This window comes from Variovorax sp. SG517, assembly GCF_013376045.1.
GTDB lineage: Bacteria > Pseudomonadota > Gammaproteobacteria > Burkholderiales > Burkholderiaceae_C > Variovorax.
Window position 1 is genome coordinate 418,743 of record NZ_JABMJG010000005.1, and the last position, 14,159, is coordinate 432,901.

At 66.7% G+C, this 14,159-nt stretch carries 15 protein-coding genes; 12 read left to right on the forward strand and 3 right to left on the reverse strand.

The window, feature by feature from the left end; all coding sequences use genetic code 11:
- The first annotated feature begins 13 nt into the window (after positions 1–13).
- Both FHT32_RS17820 and FHT32_RS17825 read left to right on the forward strand, forming a co-directional pair.
- Positions 14–1,648, forward strand: a complete 1,635-nt coding sequence (locus FHT32_RS17820; RefSeq protein ID WP_176665934.1) for an ABC transporter substrate-binding protein — start codon at positions 14–16, stop codon at positions 1,646–1,648.
- Between the two features lie 7 nt (positions 1,649–1,655).
- The gene (locus tag FHT32_RS17825; protein ID WP_371132190.1) at positions 1,656–2,429 is read left to right on the forward strand and encodes a 5'-methylthioadenosine/adenosylhomocysteine nucleosidase; all 774 of its coding nucleotides are present in this window, start codon (positions 1,656–1,658) and stop codon (positions 2,427–2,429) included.
- 2 nt (positions 2,430–2,431) lie between these two features.
- On the opposite strand, the gene FHT32_RS17830 is transcribed toward FHT32_RS17825, so the two are convergent.
- Together FHT32_RS17830 and corA are read right to left on the reverse strand one after the other, a co-directional pair.
- Positions 2,432–3,196: a YoaK family protein gene (locus FHT32_RS17830; protein ID WP_176665935.1), complete on the reverse strand. Its 765-nt coding sequence runs from the start codon at positions 3,194–3,196 to the stop codon at positions 2,432–2,434.
- 71 nt (positions 3,197–3,267) lie between these two features.
- On the reverse strand, positions 3,268–4,254 hold the full coding sequence (gene corA, locus FHT32_RS17835) for a magnesium/cobalt transporter CorA (protein WP_176665936.1): 987 nt from the start codon (positions 4,252–4,254) through the stop codon (positions 3,268–3,270).
- Between the two features lie 240 nt (positions 4,255–4,494).
- On the opposite strand from corA, the gene FHT32_RS17840 reads away from it, so the two are divergent.
- From FHT32_RS17840 to hprK, 4 genes are all read left to right on the forward strand, one after another.
- Positions 4,495–6,615, forward strand: a complete 2,121-nt coding sequence (locus FHT32_RS17840) for an ATP-dependent helicase (RefSeq protein WP_176665937.1) — start codon at positions 4,495–4,497, stop codon at positions 6,613–6,615.
- 351 nt (positions 6,616–6,966) lie between these two features.
- Entirely contained in the window at positions 6,967–7,296 is a 330-nt protein-coding gene (gene hpf, locus FHT32_RS17845) for a ribosome hibernation-promoting factor, HPF/YfiA family (RefSeq protein ID WP_125948955.1), read from the forward strand.
- Between the two features lie 189 nt (positions 7,297–7,485).
- The gene (locus FHT32_RS17850; protein ID WP_019655574.1) at positions 7,486–7,953 is read left to right on the forward strand and encodes a PTS sugar transporter subunit IIA; all 468 of its coding nucleotides are present in this window, start codon (positions 7,486–7,488) and stop codon (positions 7,951–7,953) included.
- 98 nt (positions 7,954–8,051) lie between these two features.
- Entirely contained in the window at positions 8,052–9,011 is a 960-nt protein-coding gene (gene hprK / locus FHT32_RS17855; RefSeq protein ID WP_093203763.1) for an HPr(Ser) kinase/phosphatase, read from the forward strand.
- A gap of 54 nt (positions 9,012–9,065) precedes the next feature.
- Here hprK and fur read toward each other — a convergent pair whose 3' ends face one another.
- The gene (fur, locus tag FHT32_RS17860) at positions 9,066–9,485 is read right to left on the reverse strand and encodes a ferric iron uptake transcriptional regulator (protein ID WP_019655576.1); all 420 of its coding nucleotides are present in this window, start codon (positions 9,483–9,485) and stop codon (positions 9,066–9,068) included.
- 95 nt (positions 9,486–9,580) lie between these two features.
- Between fur and FHT32_RS17865 the strand changes: the two genes are divergently transcribed.
- The 6 genes from FHT32_RS17865 to FHT32_RS17890 all read left to right on the forward strand — a co-directional run bounded on the left by FHT32_RS17865 (position 9,581) and on the right by FHT32_RS17890 (position 14,159).
- Positions 9,581–10,147, forward strand: coding sequence for an outer membrane protein assembly factor BamE (locus FHT32_RS17865; protein ID WP_176665938.1), 567 nt, complete (start codon positions 9,581–9,583; stop codon positions 10,145–10,147).
- Positions 10,148–10,256: 109 nt separating this feature from the next.
- Positions 10,257–11,102, forward strand: coding sequence for a 4-hydroxy-tetrahydrodipicolinate reductase (gene dapB, locus FHT32_RS17870; RefSeq protein ID WP_176665939.1), 846 nt, complete (start codon positions 10,257–10,259; stop codon positions 11,100–11,102).
- 27 nt (positions 11,103–11,129) lie between these two features.
- Positions 11,130–11,825: a MotA/TolQ/ExbB proton channel family protein gene (locus FHT32_RS17875; protein WP_176665940.1), complete on the forward strand. Its 696-nt coding sequence runs from the start codon at positions 11,130–11,132 to the stop codon at positions 11,823–11,825.
- An 18-nt stretch (positions 11,826–11,843) separates the two neighbouring features.
- Positions 11,844–12,323, forward strand: a complete 480-nt coding sequence (locus tag FHT32_RS17880) for a biopolymer transporter ExbD (protein ID WP_176665941.1) — start codon at positions 11,844–11,846, stop codon at positions 12,321–12,323.
- Positions 12,324–12,525: 202 nt separating this feature from the next.
- On the forward strand, positions 12,526–13,173 hold the full coding sequence (locus FHT32_RS17885; protein WP_176665942.1) for a hypothetical protein: 648 nt from the start codon (positions 12,526–12,528) through the stop codon (positions 13,171–13,173).
- 8 nt (positions 13,174–13,181) lie between these two features.
- The gene (locus FHT32_RS17890; protein WP_176665943.1) at positions 13,182–14,159 is read left to right on the forward strand and encodes a S1C family serine protease; all 978 of its coding nucleotides are present in this window, start codon (positions 13,182–13,184) and stop codon (positions 14,157–14,159) included.

Here is a 14,159-nt window from a genome sequence, read left to right on the forward strand (position 1 = left end):
TCAAGGAGTCCACATGAAGACCCAGCCCACCGTTTCGCGCCGCTCAAAAAGCCTGGCGCTCCTGGCACCGACAGCGCTTGCAGCCCTTACCCTGGCCTGCGGCGCGGTGTCCGCCAAGACGCTGGTGTATTGCTCGGAAGGCAGCCCCGAGAATTTCTATCCGGGCATGAACACCACCGGCACCTCGTTCGACGTGACCACGCAGGTCTACAACACCATCGTCGAGTTCGAGCGCGGCGGCACCAAGGTCGTGCCCGGCCTCGCCGAGAAGTGGGACATCTCGGCCGACGGCACGGTCTATACCTTCCACCTGCGCAAGGGCGTGAAGTGGCACACCACGAGCAAGAGCTTCAAGCCCACGCGCGACTTCAATGCCGACGACTTCATCTTCATGCTCGAGCGGCAGTGGAAGGAGAGCGATCCCTTCTTCAAGGTCACGAGCCAGAACCACTCCTACTTCAACGACATGGGCATGCCCAAGCTGCTGAAGACGGTGGACCGCATCGATGACTACACCGTGAAGATCGTGCTGAACCAGCCCGAGGCTCCGTTCCTAGCGAACCTGGCGATGCAGTACGCGGGCATCCAGTCGAAGGAATACGCCATCGCGATGCTGAAGGCCGGCACGCCCGAGAAGGTGGACCAGGACCCGATCGGCACCGGCCCGTTCTACCTCGTGCAGTACCAGAAGGACGCGATCATCCGCTTCAAGGCCTTCCCGCAGTACTGGGGCGGCAAGGCGAAGATCGACGACCTCGTGTTCGCGATCACGCCCGACGCCTCGGTGCGCTGGGCCAAGCTGCAAAAGGGCGAGTGCCACGTCATGCCGTACCCGAACCCTGCCGACCTCGACGCGATCCGCAAGGACCCGAACGTGCAACTGCTGGAGCAGCCCGGCCTGAACGTGGGCTACCTCTCGTACAACACGACGAAGAAGCCCTTCGACGACGTGCGCGTGCGCAAGGCCATCAACATGGCGATCAACAAGAAGGCCATCATCGACGGCGTGTACCTGTCGACCGGCGTGGCCGCGAAGAACCCCATTCCGCCGACCATGTGGTCCTACAACGACGCGGTGAAGGACGACCCGTACGACCCCGAGGCCGCCAAGAAGCTGCTGGCGCAGGCCGGCTTCCCCGATGGCTTCTCGACCGACCTGTGGGCCATGCCGGTGCAGCGCCCGTACAACCCGAACGCCAAGCGCATCGCCGAGCTGATGCAGGCCGACCTCGCCAAGATCAACGTCAAGGCCGAGATCAAGAGCTTCGAGTGGGGCGAGTACCGCAAGCGCCTGCAGGCCGGCGAGCACCAGATGGGCATGCTGGGCTGGACCGGCGACAACGGCGATCCGGACAACTTCCTCTACACGCTGCTGGGCTGCGCCTCGGCCAAGTCGGCCAGCGGCAGCAACATCTCGAAGTTCTGCTACCAGCCGTACGAAGACCTCGTGGTGAAGGCCAAGAGCGCCACCAAGCAGGCTGATCGCGACGCGCTCTACAAGAAGGCGCAGGTCATCTTCAAGGAACAGGCGCCGTGGTTCACCATCGCGCATGCGGTGCAGCTCAAGCCGGTGCGCAAAGAGGTCGTCGACTTCAAGCTGAGCCCGTTCGGCCGCCATACTTTCTACGGTGTGGATATCAAGCAGTAAGCCGGACGTGAGTGTCGCGCCCATCGCGATCGTTGCGGCGATGCACGAGGAGCTGGGCGCGCTCCTCGCGCTGATGCCTGACGAGCAGCGCGTGCGCGTCGCGGGCCGCGACTTCTGGGTGGGCCATCTGCATGGCCGGCCGGTGGTCGCGGTGCTGTCGCGCATCGGCAAGGTCGCGGCGGCGATCACGGCCACGGTGCTGCTGGAGCGCTTCGGCGCGCGGGCCATCGTGTTCATCGGCGTCGCGGGCGGACTGGCACCGGGCGTGAACGTGGGCGACGTGGTGGTCGCGACGCAGCTGCTGCAGCACGACCTGGACGCCTCGCCGATCTTTCCGAAGTACGAAGTGCCGCTGATGGGGCTGTCGCGCTTCGCCGTCGACGCTGCCATGTCCGATGCGCTGGCGGCCGTTGCCGAAGAGACGCTGCGCGATCCGTTGGCCCTGGTGGGGCAGGAGGCTGTCGACGAGTTCGGCCTTCGTTCGCCGAAGGTGCATCGCGGCCTGCTGGTGAGCGGCGACCGCTTCGTCTCGACCACCGCCGAGAGCGCGGCGCTGCAGCGCGCCTTGCCCGATGCGCTCGCGGTGGAGATGGAAGGCGCCTCGGTCGCGCAGGTGTGCCACGACTACGGCGTGCCCTTCGCGGCGATGCGCACGATCTCCGACCGGGCCGACGATGCCGCGCACGGCGATTTCTCGCGCTTCGTCGTTTCGGTCGCGAGCCGCTACAGCCTCGCGCTCGTCGATGCGTGGCTGGCTTCGCTGCCGGCGGAACTCGGCTGAATTCAGCCGAGAGAAGGCGTGCGGCGGCGCGGGATGTCGCGCAGCAGCGGCGGGATCGACAGCGCCAGCAGCAGCGCCGCCAGCGGCACCACGCAGACGAAGCCCACGTACTTGAAGCCCAGCGCGCCCACCGCGCCGCCGAGCACGAACATGCCGACCAGCCCGCCCGCGCGGCGCATGCGGCCGCGGTCGTGGCGCACGGGCAGGATCGGCGCCGGTGCCGACTTCGGGCGGCGGTTCCAGTAGAGCATCTTGCCGATCTCGATGCCCATGTCGGTGATGTTGCCGGTCATGTGCGTGGTGCGGATGCTGCCGCCCGATGTCTTGGACGCCACCGCGTTCTGCAGCCCCATGATGAAGGACAGCAGCAGCACGGTGAGCGGCACCGCGAAGGGCGTCGCCCAGGTCAGCGTGATGGCGCCCATGAGCCCGAACGGGAACATCAGCGCCGCCTCCAGCATCAGCGGCAGGGCGTACACCCCGTGCATGCGGTGCTGGCGGCCCCAGTTCACTAGCACCGCGCAGACGGCGGCGCCGCTCAGGAAGGCCAGGATCGCGCCCAGCGCATTCAGCAGCAGCTTGACGTTGCCCAGCACCATGCCGTCGGCCAGCTGCGAGGCGAAGCCCGTCATGTGCGAGGTGTACATGTGCAGGACGAGGAAGCCGCCCGCGTTGATTGCGCCGGCATTGAAGGCCAGCAGCAGGCCCAGCGCGATGTTGGTCGACGGCGCGCGGTGGCGGTTGGTGAGGAAGCGGATTCTGCGCACTGTGGCTCTCCGGGTCAGCGCTTGCTGCCGGCCACTCTAGCACCGGCCGCGCGGCGCTTCTTCTCTTCTTCCTACTTCAGCCAGCCGCGCCGACGGAAGTACCACATCGGCACCAGCGCGCTCGCCGCCATCAGCACGATGGCATAGGGGTAGCCCATGGCCCAGTCGAGCTCGGGCATGAACTTGAAGTTCATGCCGTAGATGCTGGCGATCAGCGTCGGCGGCAGCAGCGCCACGCTGGCCACCGAGAAGATCTTGATGGTCTTGTTCTGGTTGATGTTGATGAAACCGACGGTCGCATCCATCAGGAAGTTGATCTTGTCGAAGAGGAAGGCCGTGTGGTTGTCCAGCGACTCGATGTCGCGCAGGATCTGGCGCGCTTCCTCGAACTGCTCGGCGTTGAGCATCTTGCTGCGCATCATGAAGCTGACGGCGCGGCGCGTGTCCATCACGTTGCGGCGGATGCGCCCGTTCAGGTCTTCCTGCCGCGCGATGGCGCCGAGCACCTCGCCAGCCAGCTCGTCGCTGACGTTGCCTGACAGCACCTTCTTGCTGGCGGCCTCGAGCTCGTCGTAGATGTTCTCCAGCGAGTCGGCCGAGTATTCGGCGTCGGCGTCGAAGAGCTTGAGCATGACTTCCTTGGCGTCCTCGATCAGCCCCGGTGCGCGGCGCGCGCGCATGCGCAGCAGGCGGAACACGGGCACGTCCTCGTCGTGGATCGAGAACAGCACGCCGCGGCTGCGCAGGTCGGTGTTGTGCTGGTTGAGGATGAAGGCGACGCGCACGGTGCGCGGGGCCTCGTCGTCGTCGATCAGGAAGTCGGAGCGGATGTGCAGCTCGCCGTTGTCTTCCTCGTAGAAGCGCGCCGACTCCTCGATGTCCTCGTCCATCGCGTCTTCGGGAATGGACAGGCCGTAGTACTGCTTGATCCAGCGCTTTTCCTCGAGCGTGGGCGATTCGAGGTCGACCCAGATCGGCTGGAACTTGGAGAGCTCTTCGAGGGCCTCGATCTCTTCCTGGACGAGGCGGCCGTTGGCGAGCGTGAAGATGTTGAGCATGGGGCTCACTCCCGGGATTGACTGACTGGACGATGGGCGAGGGAGGGGGCGCTTTCAATTCCCCGGCCCGACGCGCGCGGCAAGCGCGAAAGAAACGTCAGCGAAAGGGAGTTGAAAGCTGCCGAGACGGGGCGGTTTCCATTGGAAAAATCTCCGGGTTGCAGCGAGGCGCGATTATGTCACCGGCCACATGTAGCCAGGGTGGCCGGACTGGACGGGCATACAGTAAAGTCGTGCGCCATGCAGACCACTGCGCTCCCCGTTTTTCCAGCCGTGCCGAAGACCCAGGCCGAACGCCTGGCCGATGCGCTCGCCTCGCTCAACGAGGCGCAGCGCGCTGCGGTCGAGCACGGCGTGAGCGCCGCCACCGCCGGGCGCGACGAGCGGCCGCTGCTGGTCATCGCGGGCGCCGGCTCGGGCAAGACCAGCACGCTGGCGCACCGCGTCGCAACCCTCATCGCCGGCGGGGTCGATCCGCAGCGCCTGCTGCTGCTGACCTTCTCGCGCCGCGCCGCGCAGGAAATGGAGCGCCGCGCCGGCCGGGTGCTGGCGCAGGTGCTCGGGCTGAAGTCGGAGGCGCCGCCCGCGCTGCCATGGGCCGGCACCTTCCATGGCATCGGCGCGAGGCTGCTGCGCGAGTACGCGCCGCAGATCGGGCTGGACGAGAACTTCACCATCCACGACCGCGGCGACGCCGAAGACCTCATGGGACTGGTGCGCCACGAGCTGGGGCTTTCCTCCACCGTCAACCGCTTTCCGCGCAAGGGCACCTGCCTGTCGATCTATTCGCGCTGCGTGAACACCCGCGCGCCGCTGGCCGACGTGCTGAAGGAAGCCTTTCCCTGGTGCGGCGAGTGGGAGGCCGAGCTGAAGAAGCTGTTCGGCGCGTACGTCGAGGCCAAGCAGCGGCAGAACCTGCTCGACTACGACGACCTGCTGCTCTACTGGGCCGAGATGGCGGCCGAGCCCGCGCTGGCCGCGCACATCGGCGCGCGCTTCGACCATGTGCTGGTCGACGAATACCAGGACACCAACCTGCTGCAGGCCTCGATCCTGCTGGCGCTCAAGCCCGACGGGCGCGGCGTGACGGTGGTGGGGGACGACGCGCAGTCGATCTATTCCTTCCGCGGCGCCACGGTGCGCAACATCCTCGACTTTCCCTCGCAGTTCACGCAGGCCGCGCGCGTGGTCACGCTGGAGCGCAACTACCGCTCGACGCAGCCGATCCTCGACGTGTCGAACCGCGTCATCGCGCAGGCCGCCGAGCGGCATGCCAAGACGCTGTGGACCGACAAGCCCTCGGCCGGCAAACCGCTGCTGGTGCTCGTGCCCGACGAGGCCGGGCAGGCGCGCTGGGTGGCCGACAAGGTGCTGGCGCACCGCGAGGGCGGGCTGGCGCTGAAGTCGCAGGCGGTGCTGTTTCGCACCTCTTCCCACAGCGCGGCGCTCGAACTCGAGCTGGCGCGTCGCAACATCCCGTTCGTGAAGTTCGGCGGGCTCAAGTTCCTGGAGGCCTCGCACGTGAAGGACCTGCTCGCGGTGCTGCGTTTTGCGCAGAACCCGCGCGGGCGCATGGCGGGGTTCCGCGTGACGCAGCTGATACCGGGCATCGGCCCCGCCACCAGCGCACGCCTGCTCGACGCGATGGAGCAGGCCGCCGACCCGGCCGCGGCCGTGCGCGACTTCGTGCCGCCTTCGGCCGCCCGCGCGCAATGGGCCGACTTCGTCGAAGTCTATGCCGCCCTGCGCGCGCCGGGACTCAAGTGGCCCGCCGACGTCGAACTGGCGATGGACTGGTACCTGCCGCACCTGGAGCGCCTGTACGAGGACACCTCCGGCGTGCGGCGCGCCGACGTGGAGCAGCTCGCGCGCCTCGCGGCAGGGTATGCCTCGCGCGAACGTTTTCTTACCGAACTCACGCTCGATCCGCCCGAAGCCACCAGCGACCGCCCGGGGCCGCCGCTGCTCGACGAGGACTACCTGATCCTCTCCACCATCCATTCGGCCAAGGGTCAGGAATGGAATTCGGTGCACGTGCTCAACGTGGTCGACGGCTGCCTGCCGGCCGACGTGGCCCAGAGCGCGCATGAGCTGGAAGAGGAGCGGCGCCTGCTCTACGTGGCAATGACCCGGGCGCGCGACCACCTTCATCTGCTGGTGCCGCAGCGCTTCCACATCACGCAGCAGGCGGCGCGGGGCGACCGGCACCTGTATGCCAACCGCACGCGCTTCATCGCCGATGCCGACCTGGAGGGCTTCGAGCAGCAGACCTGGCCGCCCCCGCCGGAGCGGCCGCCGGCGGTGCCGCCGCCCAGTTCGGTGATCGACCTGCGCAACAGGATGCGGGCCGCGTGGCGCTGAGTTGGGGGCGGCATGGGCAGGCCCTTGTGCCGGCATGGTCACCGGCTCGCCGGCACTGAAACACTTGTTTCCAAATCGCGGCATCGCCAGTCCCGCGCGTGCCCGCAGCTATCGATTCGCTAGCGTGTGAAAAGCTGCTCGCGAGGCGGCAAAACCCCGGGCAACTCAGGTATTGCAATACCGTGACAGCTTGGGCATAGTGAATCGACCTTCCCCTCTTTCTCACCTCTTCCCACCCCCTCTTTTCTTCTTTCTCAAGACCCCCAGAGAGAACTCCCGTTTCGTTTCGCCGGCCAAGCCGCATTCCGCGGGGCGGCCATTTCCCCAACCGTCAATTCCAGGAGGTCATTCATGAATTTGACGATCAGCGGTCATCACCTCGACGTCACACCTGCCTTGCGCACCTACGTCACGAGCAAGCTGGACCGGGTCATCCGACATTTCGACCAGGTGGTCGATGTGAAGGTGATCCTCACGGTGGAAAAGCAGAAGGAAAAGGAACGCCGTCAAAGGGCGGAATGCAACATCCACGTCAAGGGCAATGACATGTTCGCGGAGTCGAGCCACGCTGATCTCTACGCTGCGGTCGATGAACTGGTCGACAAGCTCGACCGCCAGGTGGTGCGCCACAAGGACCGCCTGCAGGACCACCATCACGCTGCGCCCAAGCGCGTGATGTAGGAGCCCCCGGGCTCGCATCGAAGGCCGCCTGCGGGGCGGCCTTTTCTTTTCCGACTGTTGCACTAGGGTTTTTGGCAGGCGTCCAGAGAGGAGCGCGAGGCCTTCAGGCAACGTGTAGACAGAAAGTAAATAGGGGGACTGGGGGTTTTTACCAAGCGGGTGCATAATCGCCCCCGCTCTGCACCCACCATGAATCGACTCGCGTCCATCCTGCCGCCCGCTCAAGTGCTTGTGAGCGTTGACGCTACCAGCAAGAAACGTGCTTTCGAAGAAGCCGGCCTGCTGTTCGAAAGCCTTCACGGTCTGGGCCGTGCCCTCATCACCGACAGCCTGTTCGCGCGCGAGCGCCTCGGCTCCACCGGCCTGGGCCACGGCGTCGCCATTCCGCATGGCCGCATCAAGGGCCTCAAGTCGCCGATGGCCGCTGTGTTCCAGCTGGCCAACCCGATCGGCTTCGACGCCCCCGACGAGCAACCCGTCGCATTGCTGATCTTCCTGCTGGTGCCCGAAGCGGCCACGCAGAAGCATCTCGAAATCCTCTCCGAAATCGCCGAGCTGCTGAGCGACGCCAGCCTGCGCGAGCAGATCAAGTCCAGCACCGACGCCACGGCCCTGCACGACCTGATCGCCGGCTGGCAATCCACGCAGGTCGCCTGAGCGCATGCGTTGGCGCGCGCGGCTGCTGATAAGCTGCGCGGCTCCTTCTTCCCTCATTCCACCGCAAAGCCGGCGCCTGCGCGCCGCCTTCTGAACGCATGAAGCCGACCGTCATCAGCGCCGATGCCATGTTCGAGGAGTTCCGTGGCTCGCTCCGCTGGGAATGGCTCGCCGGGCTGGGAGCGTCGGAGCGCCAGTTCGATCCCGAGGTCATCAGCCGCGCGCAGTCGGCCGCCGACCTGGTCGGCTACCTCAACTACATCCACCCGTACCGCGTGCAGATCCTCGGCGCCCGCGAGGTGGCCTACCTCACGCGCGGCAGCGAGGAAGACTGCGCGCGGCGCATCGCCCGCATCGTCACGCTGGAGCCGCCGATGCTGGTGCTGGCCGACGGCCAGGCCGCGCCCGACGAGCTGCTGTCGATCTGCGAGCGCGCGCAGCTGCCGCTCTTCGCGACGCGCGAGTCGTCGGCCTTCGTGATCGACCTGCTGCGCGCCTACCTGTCCAAGCACTTCGCCGAGCGCACCTCGATGCACGGCGTGTTCATGGACATCCTGGGCATGGGCGTGATGATCACGGGCGAGTCGGGCCTGGGCAAGAGCGAGCTGGGGCTTGAGTTGATCTCGCGCGGCAACGGCCTCGTGGCCGACGATGCGGTCGACCTCTACCGCATCAACCAGAACACCATCGAGGGCCGCTGCCCCGACCTGCTGCTGAACCTGCTGGAAGTGCGCGGCATCGGCCTGCTGGACATCCGCGCGATCTTCGGCGAGACGGCGGTGCGCCGGAAGATGCGGCTCAAGCTCATCGTGCACCTGGTGCGGCGCGACAGCTTCGAGCGCGACTACGAGCGCATGCCCTCGGCGCCGCTCACGCAGGACGTGCTGGGCATTCCGGTGCGCAAGGTCATCATCCAGGTGGTGGCCGGGCGCAACATCGCCGTGCTGGTGGAGGCCGCGGTGCGAAATTCGATCCTGCAGCTGCGCGGCATCGACACGTATGCCGACTTCGTGGCGCGGCACCACAAGGCGATGGAAAACTCCCGCGACGGGGATTGATCGGTTCGCCGGATGCGGCCGCCGCCGGGGCCGCATTTCCTGCTTCGGTATGTATCAGCGCTTCTTGGCGCAGTCTCCACACAAACCGTAAAGCGACATGGCGTGATCCTGCAGGATCCAGCCCTTGTCCTTGGCGATCATCTGCTGGCGGCGCTCGATCTCGGCGTCGTAGAACTCCTCGACCTTGCCGCACGAGGTGCAGATCAGGTGGTCGTGGTGGGTGCCTTCGTTCAGCTCGTAGACCGCCTTGCCGCTCTCGAAGTGACTGCGCTCCAGGATGCCGGCCTGTTCGAACTGGGTGAGCACCCGGTAGACGGTGGCCAGGCCGATGTCGGAGTGTTCGTTGAGCAGCACGCGGAACACGTCTTCCGCCGTCATGTGCCGCTGGCTGCCGGTCTGGAAGATCTCCAGGATCTTCAGGCGGGGCAGGGTGGCCTTGAGGCCGGTGTTCTTGAGTTCGTCGATGTTGGCCATGTTGGTTCCTGCGCCCCTGGCGGGGCCGCGGCGAAAGGCCCCGAAAAGGCCAGCCGCTACAATGGCCGATCATATCGCTACCCCCTTTTCCTCCCATGCCTGCCAACTTCCAACGCCGGCCCTGGCTGCTGGCTGTCGCCGTCGCGGCAACGCTCGGCCTCGGTGCCTGCAGCGGTTTCACCGAACGCACGCGTGGCGCGCTGGCCGCCGTAACCCCCTACAAAGTCGAGGTGGTTCAGGGCAATTTCGTGTCGAAGGAACAGGTCGCGGCGCTCAAGCCGGGCATGTCCCGCCAGCAGGTGCGTGAAATCCTCGGGACCTCGCTGCTGAACGACGTGTTCCATGCCAACCGCTGGGACTACGTCTTCACCATCCGCCGCCAGGGCGTCGAGCCGCAGGAGCGCCGCCTGACGGTGTACTTCAACGGCGAGATCATGGACCGCTTCGAGGGCGACGAGATGCCCAGCGAGGAAGAATTCGTCGCCACGCTCGATACCCGCAAGAAATCCGGCAAGGTGCCCGCGCTCGAAGCCTCGGAAGACGAGCTCAAGAAATACGCGCCCAAGGACGACGAGAAGAAAGCCGGTGCCTCCAAGGACGCGACGTCGGCTTCCCTGCCGCCGCTGCCGGCCGCCTACCCCCCGCTCGAAGCCGCGCGCTGAGCGCGCAGGAGCATCGGCGGCTGCGGGCGGCGCCCGCCAGTCGGGCGGCGTCCGTTCCGTGTCCATGCATGCCATTGGCCGTTTCGAAATTCCCGAAGACTGAACCAGCGTGACCGAATCCACCTCCACCCCCTCCGCCAATTCCGCCTCCGCGCCGCGCCGCGTCGCCATCGCCGGGGCTTCGGGCCGCATGGGCCACATGCTGATCGAGGCCGTGCGCAACGCGCCCGACCTGCGCCTGGCCGGCGCCCTCGACATCGCCGGCAGCCCGGCCCTTGGCACCGATGCCGGCGCCTTCCTGGGCTTCGACAGCGGCGTGTCCATCGTGTCCGACCTGCGCGCCGGCCTGAAGGACGCGCAGGTGCTCATCGACTTCACCCGCCCCGAAGGCACGCTCGCGCACCTCGCGGTCTGCCGCGAACTGGGCGTGCAGGCCGTCATCGGCACCACCGGCTTCAGCGACGCGCAGAAGGCCGAGATCGCCGAGATCGCCAAGGACATCGCGATCATGATGGCGCCCAACATGAGCGTGGGCGTCAACGTCACCTTCAAGCTGCTCGAGATGGCGGCCAAGGCCATGGCGACGGGCTACGACATCGAGATCATCGAGGCGCACCACCGCCACAAGGTCGACGCGCCCTCGGGCACCGCGCTCAAGATGGGCGAGGTCATCGCCGACGCGCTGGGCCGCGACCTCAAGGACTGCGCGGTGTACGCCCGCGAAGGCATCACCGGCGAGCGCGACCCGTCCACCATCGGCTTCTCGGCCATCCGCGGCGGCGACATCGTGGGTGACCACACCGTGCTGTTCGCCGGCACCGGCGAGCGCATCGAGATCACCCACAAGTCGTCGAGCCGCGTCACCTACGCGCAGGGCAGCCTGCGCGCGGTGCGCTTCCTGGCCGGGCAGCGCGCGGGCCTGTTCGACATGTACGACGTGCTCGGTCTTCGCTGACCGCGCGGCACCCACCAAGGACCGCCGATGAGCGTGCTCGAACTGCTGGCCCACGGTGACGGCGTCAGCCGTTCGGTGGCCGCGCTGCTGCTCGCGATGTCGATCGCGAGCTGGGTCATCATCCTCTGGAAGGCGTGGCTGCTGCGCGGCGGCACACGCGACGTGCTGCGCAGCATCGCGGCGTTCTGGCAGTCGTCCACGCTGGCCGACGCCGAGCAGAAGCTCAAGGCCTTCGACCGCGCGACGCTGGTGTCGCCCGCCGTCTCGGCCATCCGGGGCGTCGCCGCGGGCGAGCCGGCCGGCACGCTGGGCGCCACGGTCGACCCCAACCAGCGCCTCACGCGCGTGCTGCGCGACGCCCTGCACGGTGCGCTGCGCCGGCTGCAGGCGGGGCAGATCCTGCTGGCCACCGTCGGCGCCACCGCGCCCTTCGTCGGGCTGCTGGGCACGGTCTGGGGCATCTATGGCGCGCTAACGGGCATTGCCGGCCAGACCGGCGGCTTCACCATCGACAAGGTGGCGGGCCCGGTGGGCGAGGCGCTCATCATGACGGCCTTCGGCCTGGCCGTGGCCATCCCGGCCGTGCTGGCCTACAACGTCTTCGGCCGCGTCATCGGCCGCATCGAAGCCGAGCTAGAAGGCTTCGCGCACGACCTGCTGGGCAGCTTCGCCGCCCCGCCTGCTCCCGTCGCGCCGCCGCCCGCGCGGCCGATGCCGGTCTGAGGACCCGGAACGGCAATCATGGCCTTCGGTCGCACATCACTGGGCAGCGCCACCGGCGGCGGCGGGCGTGCCATGGGTGCGGGCGCGCAGCGGCCGCTGTCCGACATCAACGTCACGCCGCTGGTCGACGTGATGCTGGTGCTGCTGGTGATCTTTATCATCACCGCGCCGCTGATGGCCAGCTCGATCAAGCTCGACCTGCCGCAAACCGATGCCGGCCAGCCCAACGACGCGCCCAAGTTCGTGAGCCTGTCGGTCGACGCCTCGGGCAAGGTCTTCCTCAACGACAAGGCCGTGACCGACGAGGAACTGGCGCAGCAGCTCGGGAAGGCCGCCGCCGACAGCAAGGACACCGAGGTGCAGCTGCGTGCGGACCAGACGGTGCCTTACGGCAAGGTGGTGGCGCTGATGGGCATCGCGAACAAGGCGGGGCTGAGCCGCATCGGGTTCGTGACGGAAGCACCTGCCGCTCCCTCGAATTCGTCCGAGCGGCGCTGAGCTTTCTTTCTCCCGTTCCGTTCGGGCGTCCGCCCTGGCACTAGTCAGCCTCCCGCAAGGGTGCGCGTCATATTTTTCGCCGTCGACCTGAGTCGATGCCAACAAATATGAGGGAGGTTGCGCGATGGATGGAGGAGTCACACGTCTCTTGCGGGCTTGGCCCGGCCTTGGGCAACGAGGTGGCATCGCTCTGCGGGTGATCATGCCCATCCTTCTGCTTGGCATGCTGGCAGGCTGCACGACGCCTTACGGTCCGAGGGGCCTAGCCGGCGGATACGTGGATACGCGCATTGCCGATGACACCTATCTCGTGGAATTCCACGGCAACGGAAAGACCTCGGGCGACATGGTCTGGCGCTACTGGATCTACCGTTGTGCTGAACTGACCCGACAGCGCGGCTATTCGCTGTTTGCGCTGGCATCGAAAAACGCGGCAGCCGTACCGCCGGCTGGCGGTGCGCTGAAGCTCATGTCGCTCGAACCCGACGAGAGCGACTCGCCTCCGCTGCCGAGTCCGTTCAAGGGTGGAGGTGGCGGCGGTACCCATACCGTGTATGTCCCGAGCTACTCGGGAGGCGGAGGAACTATCACGACGTGGCATTCGAGCGCCACCATCCGGATGTTCCGCGACGTGAGTGAAGCCGGTGCGGCCTACGCTCTTCGGGCCGACGCTGTCATCACGCTCCTCAAACCCTATGTCTTGAGCCAGGGGCGCAGCGATGCTCCGTCCCGCGAAGAGCTGATTCGGCGCACCGGCGCCAGCCCGCAGCCTGAAACCGCGGTTTCCGCGCAGCGCCGCGAGCCGGTTCAGATGAAGGACCTTGACGGCCTCATTCGTTCACCGGAATGACTGGTTCTATGCAGAAGTGGCAAGGCCTGCTGCGGCGCGCAGCCCCATGCGGCTTCAGCCTTCTTTGTGCGATGCCGATGGTGTCGCACGCGATGTCCGCCGAGGAGCTGTTTCGCCGAATGGCGCCTTCGGTCTGGGTCATCCGGCCGATTGATGCGCAAGGCAAATCGCTGGGTACTGGCAGCGGCGTGGTGATCGACCAGGGGCGCCTCGTCACCAACTGCCATGTGCTTGCGAAAGCGGCGTCCATCCTCGTGAAGCACGAGAACGTGACATTCCAGGCGACGTTGGAGTTTCCGGACACGGAGCGCGACCTGTGCTCGATCAAGGTGGCGAACTTCACGGCACCGGCTGTGCAGATCGCACCGGTCGAAACGCTGCGCGTGGGGCAAAAAATCTACACCATCGGCACGCCGTACGGCCTGGAGCAGACGCTCAGCGACGGCCTTGTTTCCGCGCTTCGCCGAGGGCCCAGCGAAACGATCGAGTACATACAGATATCGGCGCCCACTTCACCCGGTTCGAGCGGGGGCGGGCTCTTCGACGAGCAGGGCCGACTGGTGGGTATTACCACTTCGGGCATGACAGGCACGGCCCAGAACCTGAACTTCGCCCGGCCGGCTCAATGGATTCTCGACCTGCCTGAACGTGGGCGGCTCGCACTGGCCGCTTACAAGAAGCCCGAGGTCGCGGCCGGCGTGCCGTCCGCGTCTTCCCCTGCCACTGTTGTTGCATCCGGACCGGCGGCGGGTCGCGTTCCCTATCTGAGCGAGTCGCGGCAACTTGCCTTCCGGGACTTCCTGGGGCAGCCCATCCCCCGGGCTTTCGCCGTTTCCCTGGATGGTCACTATGGCGCTGCCTGGAATGACAAGGGAAGGTCGACGCAGGCAGAGCTGTCAGAGCGCGCACTCGCCAATTGCAGGAAGTTCGCGTCGGCCGAGTGCCGCCTCTACATGGTCGGCGACCAGATCGTCTGGCACGAATAG

What these genes read in the sequence shown, in the direction of transcription:
- FHT32_RS17820 (WP_176665934.1), top strand. Translation starts at nt 14, where the DNA reads ATGAAGACCCAGCCCACCGTTTCGCGCCGCTCAAAAAGCCTGGCGCTC.
- corA (WP_176665936.1), bottom strand. Translation starts at nt 4,254, where the DNA reads ATGCTCAACATCTTCACGCTCGCCAACGGCCGCCTCGTCCAGGAAGAG.
- FHT32_RS17840 (WP_176665937.1), top strand. Translation starts at nt 4,495, where the DNA reads ATGCAGACCACTGCGCTCCCCGTTTTTCCAGCCGTGCCGAAGACCCAG.
- hpf (WP_125948955.1), top strand. Translation starts at nt 6,967, where the DNA reads ATGAATTTGACGATCAGCGGTCATCACCTCGACGTCACACCTGCCTTG.
- FHT32_RS17850 (WP_019655574.1), top strand. Translation starts at nt 7,486, where the DNA reads ATGAATCGACTCGCGTCCATCCTGCCGCCCGCTCAAGTGCTTGTGAGC.
- hprK (WP_093203763.1), top strand. Translation starts at nt 8,052, where the DNA reads ATGAAGCCGACCGTCATCAGCGCCGATGCCATGTTCGAGGAGTTCCGT.
- fur (WP_019655576.1), bottom strand. Translation starts at nt 9,485, where the DNA reads ATGGCCAACATCGACGAACTCAAGAACACCGGCCTCAAGGCCACCCTG.
- FHT32_RS17865 (WP_176665938.1), top strand. Translation starts at nt 9,581, where the DNA reads ATGCCTGCCAACTTCCAACGCCGGCCCTGGCTGCTGGCTGTCGCCGTC.
- FHT32_RS17875 (WP_176665940.1), top strand. Translation starts at nt 11,130, where the DNA reads ATGAGCGTGCTCGAACTGCTGGCCCACGGTGACGGCGTCAGCCGTTCG.
- FHT32_RS17880 (WP_176665941.1), top strand. Translation starts at nt 11,844, where the DNA reads ATGGCCTTCGGTCGCACATCACTGGGCAGCGCCACCGGCGGCGGCGGG.
- FHT32_RS17885 (WP_176665942.1), top strand. Translation starts at nt 12,526, where the DNA reads ATGCCCATCCTTCTGCTTGGCATGCTGGCAGGCTGCACGACGCCTTAC.
- FHT32_RS17890 (WP_176665943.1), top strand. Translation starts at nt 13,182, where the DNA reads ATGCAGAAGTGGCAAGGCCTGCTGCGGCGCGCAGCCCCATGCGGCTTC.